The sequence below is a fragment of the Curvibacter sp. GW821-FHT09D12 genome (assembly GCF_059416245.1).
In genome coordinates, this window is the sequence record NZ_JBWKOU010000005.1 from 68,260 (window position 1) to 84,210 (window position 15,951).

At 67.3% G+C, this 15,951-nt stretch carries 17 protein-coding genes; 1 reads left to right on the top strand and 16 read right to left on the bottom strand.

Annotation, left to right across the window (positions count from 1 at the left end; all coding sequences use genetic code 11):
• Positions 1–229: 229 nt before the first annotated feature.
• Positions 230–1,258, top strand: coding sequence for a porin (locus AC07PT_RS09740; RefSeq protein WP_492347385.1), 1,029 nt, complete (start codon positions 230–232; stop codon positions 1,256–1,258).
• Positions 1,259–1,314: 56 nt separating this feature from the next.
• Here the strand turns inward: AC07PT_RS09740 and AC07PT_RS09745 are convergent, their stop codons facing one another.
• From AC07PT_RS09745 to gspG, 16 genes are all read right to left on the bottom strand, one after another.
• Positions 1,315–3,096, bottom strand: a complete 1,782-nt coding sequence (locus AC07PT_RS09745) for an ABC transporter ATP-binding protein/permease (RefSeq protein WP_494656560.1) — start codon at positions 3,094–3,096, stop codon at positions 1,315–1,317.
• 46 nt (positions 3,097–3,142) lie between these two features.
• The gene (locus AC07PT_RS09750) at positions 3,143–3,538 is read right to left on the bottom strand and encodes an EF-hand domain-containing protein (protein ID WP_494656561.1); all 396 of its coding nucleotides are present in this window, start codon (positions 3,536–3,538) and stop codon (positions 3,143–3,145) included.
• Positions 3,539–3,670: 132 nt separating this feature from the next.
• Positions 3,671–4,579, bottom strand: coding sequence for a 5'-nucleotidase (locus AC07PT_RS09755; RefSeq protein ID WP_494656562.1), 909 nt, complete (start codon positions 4,577–4,579; stop codon positions 3,671–3,673).
• Positions 4,580–4,588: 9 nt separating this feature from the next.
• Positions 4,589–5,815 carry a type II secretion system inner membrane protein GspF gene (gene gspF, locus AC07PT_RS09760; protein ID WP_494656563.1) on the bottom strand — a complete coding sequence of 409 codons (1,227 nt, stop codon included), beginning with the start codon at positions 5,813–5,815 and terminating at the stop codon, positions 4,589–4,591.
• Between the two features lie 56 nt (positions 5,816–5,871).
• Positions 5,872–6,264 (bottom strand): type II toxin-antitoxin system death-on-curing family toxin, encoded by a 393-nt coding sequence (locus AC07PT_RS09765; protein WP_494656564.1) that lies wholly within the window; start codon positions 6,262–6,264, stop codon positions 5,872–5,874.
• 9 nt (positions 6,265–6,273) lie between these two features.
• Positions 6,274–6,498, bottom strand: a complete 225-nt coding sequence (locus AC07PT_RS09770) for an AbrB/MazE/SpoVT family DNA-binding domain-containing protein (protein ID WP_494656565.1) — start codon at positions 6,496–6,498, stop codon at positions 6,274–6,276.
• Between the two features lie 55 nt (positions 6,499–6,553).
• Complete coding sequence (locus tag AC07PT_RS09775) at positions 6,554–7,942, bottom strand: GspE/PulE family protein (protein ID WP_494656566.1); 1,389 nt, start codon at positions 7,940–7,942, stop codon at positions 6,554–6,556.
• Between the two features lie 8 nt (positions 7,943–7,950).
• Positions 7,951–10,164: a type II secretion system secretin GspD gene (gspD, locus tag AC07PT_RS09780; protein WP_494656567.1), complete on the bottom strand. Its 2,214-nt coding sequence runs from the start codon at positions 10,162–10,164 to the stop codon at positions 7,951–7,953.
• A 1-nt stretch (position 10,165) separates the two neighbouring features.
• Positions 10,166–11,005, bottom strand: a complete 840-nt coding sequence (gene gspN / locus AC07PT_RS09785; RefSeq protein ID WP_494656568.1) for a type II secretion system protein N — start codon at positions 11,003–11,005, stop codon at positions 10,166–10,168.
• Positions 11,006–11,023: 18 nt separating this feature from the next.
• Entirely contained in the window at positions 11,024–11,581 is a 558-nt protein-coding gene (locus AC07PT_RS09790) for a type II secretion system protein M (protein WP_494656569.1), read from the bottom strand.
• Positions 11,578–12,825, bottom strand: a complete 1,248-nt coding sequence (gene gspL, locus AC07PT_RS09795) for a type II secretion system protein GspL (RefSeq protein ID WP_494656570.1) — start codon at positions 12,823–12,825, stop codon at positions 11,578–11,580. The genes AC07PT_RS09790 and gspL overlap by 4 nt, the downstream gene beginning before the upstream one ends.
• 73 nt (positions 12,826–12,898) lie before the next feature.
• Complete coding sequence (gene gspK, locus AC07PT_RS09800) at positions 12,899–13,891, bottom strand: type II secretion system minor pseudopilin GspK (protein WP_492347375.1); 993 nt, start codon at positions 13,889–13,891, stop codon at positions 12,899–12,901.
• Entirely contained in the window at positions 13,888–14,604 is a 717-nt protein-coding gene (locus AC07PT_RS09805; RefSeq protein ID WP_492347374.1) for a PulJ/GspJ family protein, read from the bottom strand. Before AC07PT_RS09805 ends, gspK begins: the two co-directional genes overlap by 4 nt.
• Position 14,605: 1 nt before the next feature.
• Positions 14,606–14,983: a type II secretion system minor pseudopilin GspI gene (gspI, locus tag AC07PT_RS09810; protein ID WP_494656571.1), complete on the bottom strand. Its 378-nt coding sequence runs from the start codon at positions 14,981–14,983 to the stop codon at positions 14,606–14,608.
• Positions 14,980–15,426 (bottom strand): pilus assembly FimT family protein, encoded by a 447-nt coding sequence (locus AC07PT_RS09815; protein ID WP_494656572.1) that lies wholly within the window; start codon positions 15,424–15,426, stop codon positions 14,980–14,982. The genes gspI and AC07PT_RS09815 overlap by 4 nt, the downstream gene beginning before the upstream one ends.
• A 40-nt stretch (positions 15,427–15,466) precedes the next feature.
• Positions 15,467–15,907 carry a type II secretion system major pseudopilin GspG gene (gene gspG / locus AC07PT_RS09820; RefSeq protein WP_492347371.1) on the bottom strand — a complete coding sequence of 147 codons (441 nt, stop codon included), beginning with the start codon at positions 15,905–15,907 and terminating at the stop codon, positions 15,467–15,469.
• Positions 15,908–15,951: the final 44 nt, after the last annotated feature.

Below are 15,951 nucleotides of genomic sequence, written 5' to 3' on the forward strand. Positions count from 1 at the left end.
AGGATGGCCCGCCAATTGCTTGTCACTAAATTGAAACGGTCTGTTTCATTCGTGTGCTGACAACGGAGTGTCAACAGACCTCATCCCTGGGATTGCGATCGTCAGGTGGCCCAGGCAGGCCACCGAGCGGGGGAGCATGGAGCCGCTGCGGTCGCTCGGGGATGCCCGGCTTGCACCGGGTCTGTTTGATTTTCATGGCGTGCTGTTTTTTAAACCTCTGGAGAAAAACTTGAAAAAATCTCTTCTGTCGATGTTGGCGCTGGCGGCTGTGGCCGGTGGCGCGCAGGCGCAAAGCTCGGTTCAGGTCATGGGCCTGATGGACGGCTTTGCAGGTTCCATCCGCATGGCTGGTGATTCTGCTGCCACCAAGCAGGTGGGCAGTGGTGGCATGACCACCTCGTGGGTCGGTTTCAAGGGCACCGAAGACCTGGGCGGTGGCCTCAAGGCCAACTTTGCGCTGACCTCTTTCATGCGCATCAACTCGGGCACCCCGGGCCGTTTCTCGGGCGACAACTTCTTCTCGCGTGACGCCAACCTGGGCCTGTCGGGCGATTTCGGTGCCGTCACCATTGGTCGCGGTCTGGCGCCCAACTTCCTGCCCACCGTCATCTTCAACCCCTTCGGTGATTCCTTCACCTTCTCGCCGCTGGTGTTGCACGCCAACGTGGGCTTGTTCAATGGCACGGGCTGGACGGCCACCACGCCGTCGGACACGGGTTGGTCCAACGAAATCATCTACAGCACACCCAAGTTCGGTGGTCTGTCGGGCAATGTGCACTACCAGTTCAGCAACCTGGCTGACACGGGTGGCAACTCGGGCAAGAAGAACGTCGGCGCCAACGCCCTGTACTTCAACGGCCCTCTGGCTCTGACCGCCTTCTACGAACGTGATCAGCTGACCAATCCCACCGTCACCACCTTCTCTCCGCTCAACACCAAGACCGATTGGATGCTGGGTGGCTCGTATGACTTCTCGGTGGCCAAGGCCTTTCTGACCTATGGCCAGGCCAACAATGACCTGACCCCCAAGGCCAAGACGACCTCCATCGGCGCTTCCGCTCCGGTGGGTGCCGGCAAGTTCCTGGCGGCCTATGCGCAGACCAAGATCGACGGTGGCGCATCGCGCAAGACCGCCAGCTTTGGCTACGACTACTTCCTGTCCAAGCGCACTGACGTCTATGCGGTGTACATGAACGACAAGATCACCGCCAAGTCGACTGGCAACAGCTTCGGCGTCGGTATCCGTCATTCTTTCTGATGGTTTGAGCGAGCGAGTTTCTTCCAAATTCAACGCAGCCTCCGGGCTGCGTTTTTTTATGGGGTGCTCAGGCTGCCCGAATCACTCACCAGCCGGAATGCCCGGCCTGGCCCCGGCAGCGGCTCCAGTTGCCAGCGGCGTTGATGAAAAGCGGCCAGCGCCGGCCGGTGCGCGATCGACACCAGGCCTCCGCCCCGCTTTTGGGTGAGTGCGCGCAGGCGTTGATAGATCAGCCCTTCGCTGGCCTCGTCCAGGGCACTGGTGGCCTCGTCGGCCATCACCCAGGCGGGCTGTTTCAGGAAGACCCGGGCCAGGGCCAGCCGCTGTTGCTCGCCGCCGGAGAGCTTCTGTCCCCAGGCGTCTTCCTGCTCCAGGGCCTCTTTCAGGTGCGGCAACAGGGCCTGCTCCAGGGCCTCATGCAGTTGGGCGTCGTCGTACCGGCTGGGCGATTCGGGGTAGGCCAGGGCTTCGCGCAGGCGACCGTTGGGCAGATAGGGCTTCTGGGGGATGAACATCACATCCGCCGGCTGGGTGATCGAGCCCTGGGCATAAGGCCACAAACCGGCCAGAGCGCGGAACAGCGAGGACTTGCCGCTGCCCGAAGGGCCCTGAATCAGCACCTGTTCGCCAGCCGAGATCCGGGCTGAACTGGGGGCCAGCAGCGGGGTCCCGTCAGGCAAGGACAGGCTCAGTTGGTCGATGCGCAGCGCGTCGCCGGCGTGGGTGTTCAGCCCGTCAGGAGAGGCTTGCAGGGCATTCAGATTTTCTTCAAAGCTGGCCAGGCGTTCGGTGGTGGCGCGCCACCCGGCCAGGGCGTCGTAGTTGTCGACCAGCCAACTCAGTGAGCCCTGAACCCGGTCAAAGGCCGAGGCTATCTGCATCAACTCGCCCAACTGGATGGCGCCGCTGAAGAAACGCGGCGCTGCCACGATGAAGGGAAACACCGTGGCGGCCTGGCCGAAGAAGGTGGTGAACCAGATCAGGCGTTTCTGGGCCCGCATCAGGTCCAGGGTGTTGCGCAGAACGTGCGAGAAGCGCAGGTCCAGTTGCTGGTTTTCGACCGCGGCGCCCCGGTCCAGTGCGATGGATTCGCTGTACTCACGCACCCGCCCCATGTGGCTGCGGAAGTCGGCCTCCAGCTTTTGTTGCCCGAAGTTCAGGGCGATCAGGGGCCGGCCGATGTAGTGGGTGGCGACGCTGCCGGCCACGCAATAGAGCACGGCCATCCAGACCATGAAGCCCGGGATGCTGTAGTCGCTGCCTTGCCAAGAGAACCCGAAACTGCCCGACAGCCCCCACAGAATGCCCACAAAGCTGGCCAGCGTGACCACCGCATTGAGCAGGCCCATGCTGAGCGAGATCGACGCCGAGGTGAACAGGTTGACGTCCTCCTGGATGCGCTGATCGGGGTTGTCGGGCGAGGCGGCCCCCTGGGCCTGGGCGCGGGCAAAGCGGCTCAGTTCCAGGCGGTAGAACAGGTGCTGGCTGAGCCAGCGCTGCAGGTAATGCCGCGTCATCCAGCGGCGCCACTGCAGTTCCAGCCATTGGGTGAGGTAGAACTTGTAGACCGCGATGACGATGTACACCGCCGCCAGCAAGGCAAAACGCCCCAGTTGCTGCCAGAACACGTCGGCCTGCTTGTTCTGCAGCGCGTCGTAGAAGACCCGGTTCCAGTCGTTGATCAGCACCAGCATGTACACGGCGGCCAGGTTCAGGCCCACGATCGCCGCCAGCAGGCCGCGTGCCTTCCAGCGCTCCTCAGACTTGAAATACGGCAGGGACAGGGCCCAGACACGGGCAGTGACGGTACCGAAAGACTTCAGTTGCTGGAGGAACATGGGGCTGAGCTGTGCAGAGCGGGGCAGAACCGGCTTGGGGAGGGGGTCAGGGCTTGGCGGCGTTGGCGTCGGCCTTGCTGCTGGCTTCTGCCTTGTCCTTTTGGGCGCGGACTTCGCGCGCATAGGCTCGGATCTCCTCGAAACTCACCTTGCCATCGTGGTTGGCGTCGGCGGCGTCAAAGGCCTTGGACAGCTTGGGGAACAGGGCCACTTCGCCGCGCGACAGGTAGCCGTCACCATTGAAGTCGAGCATGCGGAACTGGCGTGCCGCCAGGGCTTCGCCCTCGCTGGGCTGTTCGTCCGAGGGCTGGGCTGTGGCGGCCGGGGTGGTTTCAGCGCTGGCGCCCAGCGGGCCCAGGCACAACAACAAGCCCAGGCAAGCGGGGGCCCAGGGGGTTTTCAAAGCTGCGGCCAAAGCGCGCAAACGGTCAGTAGAGCTCATGCTGATCCTTTCGTCGGGGACAGATGGTGGCACAGGGCCAAGACTTCAACGCCTGAGGGCAGGCCCTGGCGGGCAGTTTTTCGCAGTGTTACGCTGCCTTTACAAAGGCTTCACCGCGGAGGGGGGCGTTGCTCAGGCCGCGGGCGGTGGGTTGGAGACCCCGCTGTTGACATGGCCTGCGGGCACATGGCGGGCCGCCGAGTTGACGTGGCCGGTCTGGTCATCAAAGAAGAAGTCGGGCTCGAACTCGCGCAGAAAGCCGCCTTTTTCGAGCCCACCCAGGAACATGGCCTCGTCCACCGCGATGTTCCAGTCCATCAGCGTGCGGATCGCGCGCTCGTGGGCTGGGGCGCTGCGGGCTGTGACCAGGGCCGTGCGGATGCGCATGTGGGCCGTGCCCGCCTGCTGCAGGTGATGCAGTGCGGCCAGCAGGGGCTTGAACGGGCCATCGGGCAGTGGGTGGCCGGCCTTGCTGCGTTCGTGCTGTTGAAAGGCATCCAGGCCCTGGCTCTGGTAGACGCGTTCGGCCTCGTCCGAGAACAGCACTGCGTCGCCGTCGAAGGCGATGCGCACCTCGCTCGGGTGGCTGTTGCTGGCCTGCACCGACTCGGTCAGCACCCGCGCCGCCGGGAAGCCCATGGCCAGCGCCTGGCGCACATCGCTCTCGTTGGCCGACAGGAACAGGTGCGCCCCCAAGGGCCGAAGGTAGCGGAACGGATCACGCCCCTGGGTGAACACCCCGCGCTGCATCGGGATGCCCCCGGCCTGTGCCGAACGGAAGATCCGCATGCCGCTGACCGGGTCATTGCGCGACAGCATCACCACCTCGACCAACTGGCGCCCCGGTTGGTTGAAGGCCAACAGCTTCTGCACCAGCGAAAACGCGACCCCCGGCCGGGCGGGCAGCTCCAGCCGCTCCAGCTGCAGCCGCATGTAGGCCTGGTCATCGCCCTGCTCAAAAATCCGGTTCTCTTCCTCGAAGTCGAACAGCGCCCGCGACGAAATCGCCACGACCAATTGCCCTTCTAGTGAAACCGGCATACCGAATCCTCACTTCACGAATTGGTTGAGCTGGATGATGGGCATCAGCACGGCCAGCACGATCAGCATCACCATCAGGCCCATGCCCACGATCAGCAAGGGCTCGAGGATGGTGGCCAGTTGCATGGCACGGCGCTGCACTTCGGTCGAAAGCTGCACCGCGGCGCGTTGCAACATCACCGGCAGCTGCCCGGTCTGCTCGCCCAGCCGGGCAAACATGGCCACCAGGCCCGGAAAGCGCTTTTTCTGCGCCAGGGCCGAGCCCAGGGGCGCCCCTTCGCGCACCAGCACCAGGGCGTCCAGGGCGTCGGCCCGCATGGCGCGGTTGGACACGGTCTCGGCGGCGGCCTGCAAGGCACGCAGGATGGGCACGCCAGCGGCGGCCAGCATGGCCAAGGTGCTGGCAAAGCGCGCCGCGTTGTAGCCGCGGCTGAGCTTGCCCACCAGGGGCAGGCCCAGCCAGGCGGCATCAAAGCGCAGGCGCCAGGCATCGATCGTGAGCAGGTAACGCGTCAGCCCGCCCAGCAACACCAGCACCAGTCCGATCAGCCAGCCCCAGTGGCGCACCAGCTCGCTCACCCCCAGCATGATCTGGGTCAGCAAGGGCAGGGCGCGCTTGGTGCCGGCAAACACATTGGCCACCTGCGGCACCACATAGCCCACCAGGAACAGCACGATGACCACCGCCACACAGGTGACGATGGCCGGGTACAGGGCCGCGCCGATCAGCTTGCCGCGCAGGGCCTGGCGTTCTTCCAGGTCATCGGCCAGGCGCTCCAGCACCATGCCCAGGTGGCCGCTTTGCTCGCCGGCCGCGATCACGGCGGTGAAGATGTCCGAGAACTCGCCCGGGTGCTGCGCCAGGGCCCGGGCGAACGAGGCGCCGGCATTGACCTCGGCGCGCAGGCTGGCCACCAGGTGGTGTTGCGACTCGCTGTCGGCCTCGTCGGCCATGGCGGTCAGGGCCCGCTCCAGCGGCAGGCCCGAGCTGACCAGGCCGGCCAGTTGGCGCGTCCAGATGGCCAGGGTGGTGGCGCTGAACACGCGTTGGCCGAACAGGCCGCGGCGGTGCACGCCGTCGGCATCGGCCTGGCTGCCCTTCACGGGCTCGACCGACAGCGGCACCAGCGATTGGGCGCGCAACTGGCTGCGGGCGGCACGGGCCGTGTCGGCCTCGATCACGCCTTTGCGGGGCTGGCCTTGGGGGTCGACGGCTTCGAAGGAGTAGGCGGGCATCGGGGGTGTGAGGGCGAGGCTGGAGGCAGAGTCAGAAAAAGCGGCCGCTGCAACTTTCAGCGAGACGATGTTTGCACGTGCTGGCGCAGCCAGGCCGCGAATTCGTCTTCGGTGATGTCCCCTGCCGCCACGGCCAGCATGGTCAGCACGCAGTCGGCATCGGAGGCGATCAAGTCGTAACCGTTGAGTCTCAGAAACAGTTCTGTCGCCACAAAGCCGGTGCGCTTGTTGCCGTCGAGAAAGGGGTGGTTGCGGGAGAGGCCATAGCCATAGGCTGCGGCCAGCGCGCAGGCATCCGGTGTGCCATAGGCCATCAGGTTGGCGGGGCGAGCCAAGGCCGAAGTCAACAGCCCAGCATCCCGGGTTCCGGCCATGCCCCCGTGTTCTCTCAGTTGTGCTTCGTGGATGGCCACGACGACTTCTGGATCAAGCCAGATGGGCGCTTTCATGGCAGGCCCTTACTTGGCCAGTTCATGAAGCACGGCGCGGCGGTCACGCATGATTTCGCGTGCCAGCTTCATCTGGGCTTCGAATTCGGGGTTGTGCGTGGTGATGCGCAGCCCATCGGGCGAGTCGGTCAGGTAGATTTCATCGCCTTTTTGCAGATCCAGCTTGGCCAAGACCTCCTTGGGCAAGATGACGCCGATTGAGTTGCCGACCTGGGTGAGTTTGAGTGTGTGCATGGCAATCCCTTGTTATAACGTTGGTTATATTATTCGGTGGCCTGTGCTTGTCAACTCAATCCCGTGTCACCCGCAACACCTCTTCGCGCGAGGTGATGCCGGCGGCGATCAGGCGTTCGCCGTCGTCGCGCATCAGGGTCATGCCCGAGGCCAGGGCGCTGGCGCGGATGTCGGCTTCGGCCGCCTGGCCGTGGATCTGGGCGCGGATGGCCTCGTCGGTCACCAGCAGTTCGAACACGCCGGTGCGGCCGGCATAGCCGGTGTGGCCGCAGTGCTCGCAGCCGGCGCCATGGCAGTGGCTGCAGTACTTGCGCACCAGGCGCTGGGCCAGCACGCCCAGCAGCGAGGACGACAGCAGGAAGGGCTCGACCCCCATGTCGGTCAGGCGGTTGATGGCGCTGGCGGCGTCGTTGGTGTGCAGGGTGGCCAGCACCAGGTGGCCGGTGAGTGAGGCCTGGATGGCGATCTGGGCGGTTTCGAAGTCGCGGATTTCGCCGATCATGATCACGTCCGGGTCTTGCCGCAGGATGGCGCGCAAGGCCTTGGCAAAGGTCAGGTCGATCTTGGCGTTGACCTGGGTCTGGCCCACGCCGGCCAGTTCGTACTCGATGGGGTCTTCCACCGTCATGATGTTGCTCTGCGTGGCGTCCAGGCGCTGCAGGCCGGCGTACAGCGTGGTGGTCTTGCCCGAACCCGTGGGCCCGGTGACCAGGATGATGCCGTGCGGCTGGCCGATCAGTTTCTCGAAGCGCGCCAGCACTTCGCCCTGCATGCCCACGGATTCGAGGCTGAGCTTGCTTTCACTCTTGTCGAGCAGACGCAGCACGGCGCGCTCGCCGTGCGCGCTGGGCAGGGTGGACACGCGCACGTCGATGGCGCGGGTGCCCAGGCGCAGGCTGATGCGGCCGTCTTGCGGCAGGCGTTTTTCCGAGATGTCGAGGTCGGCCATGATCTTCAGGCGTGAGATCAGGGCGGCGTGCAGCGCCCGGTTGGGCGTGACCACCTCGCGCAGCGTGCCGTCCACCCGGAAGCGCACGCTGGAGTGGCGCTCGTAGGGCTCGATGTGGATGTCGCTGGCCCCGTCGCGTGCGGCCTGGGTCAGCAAGGCATTGAGCATGCGGATGATGGGGGCGTCGTCTGAGGTCTCCAGCAGGTCTTCCACCGCAGGCAGCTCTTGCATGATGCGCGACAGATCGGCATCGGACTCCACCTCGCTGACCACGCTGGCCGCACTCGATTCGCCTTGGGCATAGGCTGCCGAGATGCGCTGGGCCAGCGCGTGGGCCTCCAGTGGCTGCAGGGCGTGCACGGCATGGCGCCGCATGACCTCGGTGCAGGCCGCCTCATCGGAGTTGCCGGAGCGCACCAGGGTGCAGCGTTGGCCGTCGTCCTCCAGCAGCAACTGGAAGGTGCGCGCAAAGGCGTAGGGCAAGGGGTAGCGCATGGCGGGGGTCAGGGCTTCTTGTCGGGGGTGGCCGCGTCGCTGGCGGCGGGTGCGGAGCGCACGCCCTCCTTGGTGGCGTCCTTTGAGGCCTCCTTGGCGGGCAGGGCCGGCAGCACCGGGGCACCATTCACGCTGGGCATCATCGCGTTCGGGGCGGGCTGCACGGTCTGCTGCACGCCCCGCAGGCTGTCGTAGCGGCCGGCCGTGATGGCGTCGGCATCGGCGGCATCACGCACCACCACCGGGCGCAGGAAGACCATCAGGTTGGTCTTCTTGCGCGAGCGGTTCTCGCTCCTGAACAGGTTGCCCACCACGGGCAGGTCGCCCATCAGGGGCACCTTGTCGGCCGAGCCGGAGTATTCGTCCTGCATCAGGCCGCCCAGCACCACGATGGAGCCGTCGTCCACCAGCACATTCGATTCGATGGAGCGCTTGTTGGTGGTGGGGCCGTTGGTGTCTTTCTTGGTGGAGGCGTCGATGCTCGACACCTCCTGGTAGATGGCCATCTTGACCGTGCCGTTCTCGCTGATCTGGGGCTTCACCCGCAGTGTCAGGCCCACGTCCTTGCGCTCCACGGTCTGGAACGGGTTGACGGTGCTGGTGCTGTTGTTGGTGCTGGTGTAGGTGCCGGTCACAAAGGGCACGTTCTGGCCGATCACGATCTTGGCTTCTTCGTTGTCCAGGGTCAGCAGGTTGGGGGTGGAGAGCACGTTGCCGTCGCCGTTGTTCTCCAGGAACTGGGCCAGAAAGCCCAGCACGTACTGTCCGTTGATCTTGCTGCCGATGCCGAAGTTGAAGCCGTTGCCCGGAAGCACTGATCCCAGGGCCTGGGTCGAGAGGCTCAGGATGTTGGCGCCGGCCGCGCCGGAGTTCGTACCCAGCAGGCCCACGGTGCCGCCGGCGCTGCCCAGCAGGCCCTGCCATTGCACCCCGAACTGGGCCACCTTGTTGGCGTTGACCTCGACGATCAGGCTTTCCACCAGCACCTGGGCACGGCGGCCGTCGAGGCGGTCGATGACCTCGCGCAGTTGTCGGTACTGTGGTTCGGGGGCCGAGATGATCAGCGAGTTGGTGGCCGGGTCGGCCTGGATCTGCCCGCCGGTGGAGGGTTGCGCGCTGTTGCCGAAGCTGCTGGAGACACCGCTGCCCAGGCCACTGGTGCTGCCCGTGGGCGTGCTGCCTGTGGTGCTGCCCGGTGTGCCCAGGTTGCTGGTGGACAGAGGGGTGCCCGTGCTGCCGGTCAGCGTGCTGGCGCTGCCGGCACCCCCGCTGGCGGCCACCAGGGCGGCGCGCAGGGTGGTGGCCAGCTTGGTGGCATCGGCGTTTTTCAGGTAGACCACGTGGATGTTGCCCGAGGGGCCGCCGCTGGCATTGGGCTGGTCCAGCTTGGCGACCAGTGAGCGCACCAGCGCGGCCCGGGCCGGGTTGGCCGCGCGCAGGATCAGGCTGTTGCTGCGCGGCTCGGCCAGCAGCGTGGTCTTGAACGAGGTGTCGGCCTGGCCCTGGGCGGCTGCGCCTGCGGCACCGCTGCCCGGGTCGATCAGACGGTTGACCAGCACCACCAGATCGCTGGCCAGCGCGTGACGCAGCGGGATCACGTCGACATCGCTGGCGTTGGGCACGTCCATCGAGGCGATGATGCGGGCCAGGCGCTGCAGGTTGTCGGCGTAGTCGGTGATGATGACCGAGTTGTTGCCCGGGTTGACGTTGATGGTGTTGTTCGGGCTGATCAGGGGGCGCAGCACGGGCACCAGGTTGTTCGCGGTCTCGTAATTGAGCCGGAAGATCTGGGTCACGATCTGGCTGCCGGCCGGGCTGCGCTTGTCGGTCTCGCTGCTGGAGACGGTGACCGGACCACCCTGCAGTTTGGCCTCGGCCTCGGGCACCACCTTGTACAGGCCGCTGGCCTCGACCACGGTGAAGCCCTGCAGGCGCAGCGTGGCCAGGAACTGGTCCCAGGCCACGGCGGGCGAGACGGGCTTCTCGCTGGTCAGGGTCAGGGTGCCCTTGACGCGGGGGTCAATCACCAGGTTGCGTCCGGTGATCACGCCCAGGGTCCGGGCCACGCCTTCGATCTCGGCGTTGGTGAAGTTCAGGGTCACGGGCTCGCCGGGTTTGGGCGAGGCCGCGTTTTGCGCCACGGCGGGCACGGCGCCCAGCAAGATGCTGGTGGCCAGCGAGAGGCAGGCCAGTCGAACGACGGTGCGGGTCGGGTGTGTCATGTCAAGAGCCCAAGGTGATGATGGAGCGCGCGCCGCGGCGCCGCCCGATGATGTTCAGCAGATTGTCCAGCGCCGCTTCGTGTTCGGGGGCCGCCTGGGCTGCGCCTTCAAAGCGCAGGCGCGAGCCCACCCATTGCCCCTGGCCTTCGAGCAGCAGGCTGCCTTCCAGTGTTTTCAGCTGCAGGGTGGGGCTGTCGCCGCCTTGCAGGGTGACGCGGTAGCTGCCCATCGGCTTGAGGGTGGACAGGCGCGAGGACACATCGCGGGCCTCGACCTGCAACTGCCCGTCGAGGTGGGCGCGCCCTGCGATCCATTGCAGCTGCAGGCCCTGGCTGGCCAGCTCCAGCCGACCTTGCACCTGCAGGGTGTTGAATGGCGTGCCCAGGCCGTTGAGCAAGGCGGCCGGCCAGTGCGAGTGGTGGTCTTGCACCTGCACGGTGGCGCCAGCCCAGTTGGGGCTGAGCCGGATCTGCAGGGCGGGCTCGGTGCAGCACGGCAGGCTCAGGCTCACGCCCAGCCCTTGCAGCGAGGGCTGCAGCTGCCATTGCAGACGCCCCGGCAGGGTGCTGCGGTCCTGGCTGCCGCTGCCGCCCGTCAGCACCAGTTGGGCCGAGCCGTTCCAGACTGTGCCGCGGGGCAGCAGCAGCTGGACCTGATCATGGCTGAGTTGTTGCACGGTATCCGCCAGCCAGCGGGCCGGAGCACCCAGCACGGCACTGAGCAGCGCGCCGCACAGAGCGCCTGCCCAGGCCCAACGCCGGCCCGGCGAGCGTGGGCGCGCCGGAGCCCGGGCCCGACGGGGGTGGGCAGAGGGGGGCGACAGAAGGGGGCGCAGGCGCATGGGAACGGACGCGGCCCCTCAGGCCGGGGGCAGTGCCAGCACCAGGCTGCCATCCCAGGCGGGCTCGGCCACCGCAGGGGCCGGCCGGCCGGCGGGGGCGCCCGGGTTGTTGGGGTTGCCGCCAGGGGCGGCGTTGCTGCGGCTCAGGTGCACCTCGGCAGGCAACACGCGGGCGTTGGCCCGGGCCTGGCTCAGCCATTGCGCCAAGGCGGTGGCGGGCACGGCCTTGAGCACCAGGGTGGCGCGTTCGCCCTGCACCGTGAGCTGGCCGCCCGCGCCCAGGCGCTGGCGCACGCTGGCCTCCAGGGCTTGCAGGGCCTCCTGGCGCGACAGCCGGGTTTGCTGCTGCAGCTCGCGGGCCTGGCTTTGCAGGCTTTGCATCTGCTGCCATTGGGCGTCCAGCGCGTGCTGACGGGTTTCGGTGCTGCGCAGGGTGCGCAGGGCCGGGGCCAGTCCCACCCACCAGAACAGGGCCAGGGCCAGCACCAGGGTTGCCAGCAGCAGCGCCTGGCGCTCGCGTGCGGCCAGGGTCTGCCAGCGTTGCTGCAGGGATTTTTGCAGGGCTTGGGGTGTCATGGGCGGGCCTCCTGGCGGACGATCCATTGTTCGCCTTCTGGCTGACCACCGTAGCCACGTTGGCGCAGGCGTTCACGGGTCTGCTCGGTTTCTTCGGCACTCAGGTTGAGGCCGCGCAAGCGCAGTTCGCCATTGGCGTAGTCGATGTGGCTGGCCTGGCGCCCGGGCGGCAGGGCCAGCGCCAGGGCACCCATCAGGGTTTCAAAGTCGTTGCCGGCGGCCTGGCCCGCGGCCTGGCGCAAGGCGCTGACCTCGCGGGCCATCTGCACCGGGGCATCGACCACCACGGTGACCGATGGGAAGGTGCGGGTCAGGGTCTGGCGGATGTCGGCTTCGCGCTGGCGCAGGTTCTGGCTTTCCTTCCAGGCCCAGGCGTTCAGGCCAGCCAACTGGGCCAACAGCAGTGCGGCCACGCCCCAGCGCACCGGGCGCCAGGCGGGGGCCTGCCAGACCGCCTGCAGGGCACGCACCCCCTGGCGGGTGAGTCGGTTGCGCTGGGTGCTGGCAAAGCTTTGCTGGGCCAGTTCCCAGGGGCTGGCGGCCGCCTCAAGCCAGCGGGTGGCTGGTGGCTCCAGGCTCACGGCCTGGCCCAGCAGCGCCTCGGCCGCCTGGGCCAGCGCCGGCTCGGCGCACAGGCGGGTGCCTTCGGGCAGCGTCGGCAGGTCGAGCAAGGGGTTCTCGTTGTGCTCGTGCAGGGGCCAACTGAGGACGGGGCTGGTGGCATCCCGCCCGGTCAGTACCCAGCGGGGGCCTTGTTCGTCGGGGTTGCTCGCCTGCACGGCGCGCAGCACCGGTTGGGCCTCGGCGTGGGCGGCGGGCCAGAGTTCGGGGACGATGCGGGTCACGCTGCGACCCGCGGCCTCCAGGGCTTGCAGGGCTGCGCTCAACCAGGCCCGATTGCACACGGCCACCCATTGCGGACGACCGGCTTCGGGCACCGGGCCCAGCGCCAGATGCAACTGGTTGGGCTCATCCAGCAAGCGTTCTTCCAACAGGCCCTCCAGCACGGCCTGAAGGCGCGCACTGCCCGGACCGGTGCCACGGGGCAGGTCGACGGGCTGCCAGGAGAGCTGGTGCAACGGCACCACGGCCACCACCTCGACCGGCCGCGTGGGTTGCGGCAGCAGGGCAGCCGTGGCCGTGCCTTGCTGCAACACGGTGCGGCCATCGGGCGTGAGAAGGTAGGCCCATTCGGTGCTGGCGCCAGGGGCGCCATCGGGCAGGTAGACGATCAGGGTGCTCATGGGAGATTGTGGCGGCCCATTGTAGAGAGGAGATGTGAAGGTTCGGCGGCAGCCGCTTGGGCCATTCGGGGGCTCAGGGCGGCGTCGGGTTGGGCGCCACGGTATCGAATTGGCCGCGTTCGCGCCACAGGGTTTGAACTTCCATGTTGGTGCGGCGCACCAGAGAGCGCTCTTGCACCCGGGTGTCGCCCAGGCGCAGGCGGCCCAGCACCTCGAAATAGCGGCTGCTGATGCTGTGCTCAGCTTCGCTGAGTTGGCTGGCGGCGTCGCCCATCAGGGCGCCCGCATCGCTGATGGCTTTGAACGGGGTGCGGGTTCGTTGCGTGACCAGGCGTTGGGCGGTGGCCATGTCCAGGGTGCGTACGCTGGCGTAGATCACCTCGGCGGGGGCGGTGTTGAGGTTGACCGGCGTGCGCTCGGGCAACAGGGTGACATACGGGCGCAGGCGGGCCAGGGTGTTGGCGCTGAGGCCGTAGGTCAGCAATTGGTCGAGCCGCTGGGCCGGCAGGGGGGCGCTGGTGTCCTGGGCTTTTTGTGCCAGCAGCAGGTTCTGCTCCAGGGTGGTGAGTTGGGATTCGGGCAGGCCCAGCAGGTCAAACAACTTGCTGGTGGCCCGGTGGGCCGATTCGCTGAGTTGCTTGTTGTTGATCAGGTTCTGCAGGTTGAGGCGGCCTTGCTGGTCGGTGATGGCGCCCGACAGAAAGGCCTCGCTGAGGTCTTTGTCGTCACTGGCCGTGTTGCTCTGGTCGGCGGCCAGAAAGCTGGAAAGCCGGGCCTCTTGCAGGGGAATGGCCCAGGGTTCTGACAAGGTATCGGGGCCGCCGCTGCGGGCGTCTTCGCGCAGGATCAGGCGCGACCAGTCGAGGGCGCCGGTCAGGATCCAGCTGGATTGCACGCGGGCGCGTTCGGCGCTTTCCACCTCGACAGCACGCCATTGCTGCCACAGCGCTCCGGCGGCCAGGGTGGCCACCAGGGTGACGGTGAGCATGGCGGCCAGCAGGGCGGCGCCGCGCTGCTGCGCCGCAAGGGGGCCAGGGCACTGGGTGGGGCGGTGGCGCAGGCTCATGACTTGTCTCCGCCCAGGATAGGGCGCACCCAATCGCGCGTGATGCGCCCGGACACGGCCTGACCGGGGGGCAAGGTGATGAGCAGGCGCACACCCTGGGGCAGCTTGTTGTCGGCTTTGCCGTCAGCTGTCTTGCCATCGGGGGCGGGAGGGGGGCCAGCGTTGCCGCCCGGGTTGTTGCTGGCATCACTGGACATCGGGTTGGTCCAGGCGTCCTGGCGGTAATAGAAGATCTGCCAGTCGTTGGCGGGGGTGATGAGCACCTCGCGTTGGCGTTGGGTCTGGTCGGGGTTCTGGCCCCAGAGGGCGGCCATCTGCCAGGCGTTCTGCCAATCGCCCCGGGTGCTGAGCGGCGGCGACTGCCAGCGCAGCCATTGGCCGTTGGCGCCGGGGTTGCGCAGGGTCCAGCCGACCACAAGGGTGGCCTCGGGTTGATTGGGCGGGCCCTGGCGGGTGAGGCGCAGCACCCGCCCGTCCCAGTCGATGGCGGTGATGTCGGGCAGATCGACCAGGGCCTCCAGGTCGGCTTGCCACTGGCCCAGACCCGACTGCAGGGCCAGGGTCTGTTCGCTGTGCTGGTCGGTCTGGCGCAGGGTGCGCATCATGCCGTCCAGGCCCTGCCAGCTCAGCACGGCCATCATGGCCATCACCGATAGCGCGATGAGCAGCTCGACCAGGGTGAAGCCCCGTGAGCGGTTCTGGGGGTGTTTCATCTCAATAGCGTCCGACCACGGTGGAAAGTCGGACCACCGGTTGGCCGTCTTCGTTGAAGGTCTGCACGTCGACGCGGCGGAAGCTTGGGTTGGGGGTGGCGCGCACCGTCACGTGCACGGGCAGGGCGCGGCCGCCCTGTTCGCAGCTCAGGTCGCTGTCGCCCACGCTGGGCATCTGGCGCGACAGGCGTGTTTTCACCAATTCGTTTTCGGCGCACAGGTGGCCCAGCAGGGTGTCGACCTGGCGACTGGCGTTGCGTGTCAGGGCCGAACTGGCCTGGGCACCCGCCAGCAAGGCGATGGCCACGATGCTCAGGGCCACCATCACTTCGATCAGGGTGAAGCCCTGGGGGCTGCAGGGGCGTTGGCGGCGGGTCATGGTGTGCTGCTGACGGTGAAGGGGCGCAGACCGTCGGTGGCCAGGCGCAGGCTGCGTCCGGGGGCTTCGCTGTTGACCAGGGTGAGCTGTTGGGGGCCGATCACGGGTTCGGGGCCCAGGTTCAGGCGCAAGGGTGTGGGCAAGGCCTGGGTGTTGGGCGACAGCCATTGCTGCGGCATCGAGCCCTCGGGCAGACCGGTGAAGGTGAAGCCTTGGGGGGTGGTCACCCACTGGACGGCCACGCCGCTGGCGCGCGAGCGTGCCCGGGCGGTGTCCAGCAGGGCCGCCAGGCGCTGGGCTTCGCGTTCCAACTGGGTCTGGCTGTTGTCGCGCAGGGCCATGGCCACGCCGGCACTGGCCAGGGCCATGATGCTGATGACGATCAGCAACTCGATCAGCGTGAAGCCCCGTGGCGTGCGCGGCGCGGTCGCCAGGGTGCTCATGGGGGCGGTCTGCAAGAGCGCTGGGGCGCCCTGGCGGTGTTCACTGCCAACTGCCGATGTCGGCGTCTTTGCCCTCGCCGCCGGATTGGCCATCGGCGCCAAAGGACATCACGTCAATCTCGCCCTTGATGCCCGGGTTCAGGTACTGGTAAGGACGGCCCCAGGGGTCGTTGGGCAGCTTTTCGAGGTAAGGCTTCCAGTTGGGGGGCACCGGGGCGGTGGTGGGGCGGGCGATCAGGGCACGCAGGCCTTGTTCTGCGGTGGGGTAGCGCTGGTTGTCCAGGCGGTACAGCTTGAGGGCCTGGACCAGGTTGTTCACGTCGGTGCGCGCGGCGGTGGCGCGGGCGTCGTCGGCCCGGTCCAGCACGTTGGGCACGATCAGGGCGGCCAGCACGCCGATGATGACCAGCACGACCATCAGTTCAATGAGGGTGAAGCCGGCCTGGACGCGACGGCGAAGGTGATGGAGGGGGCGGTTCATGGGCGAAGTGGGCAAAAAAGCGGATAGGTCTGGAAGAGCTGAAC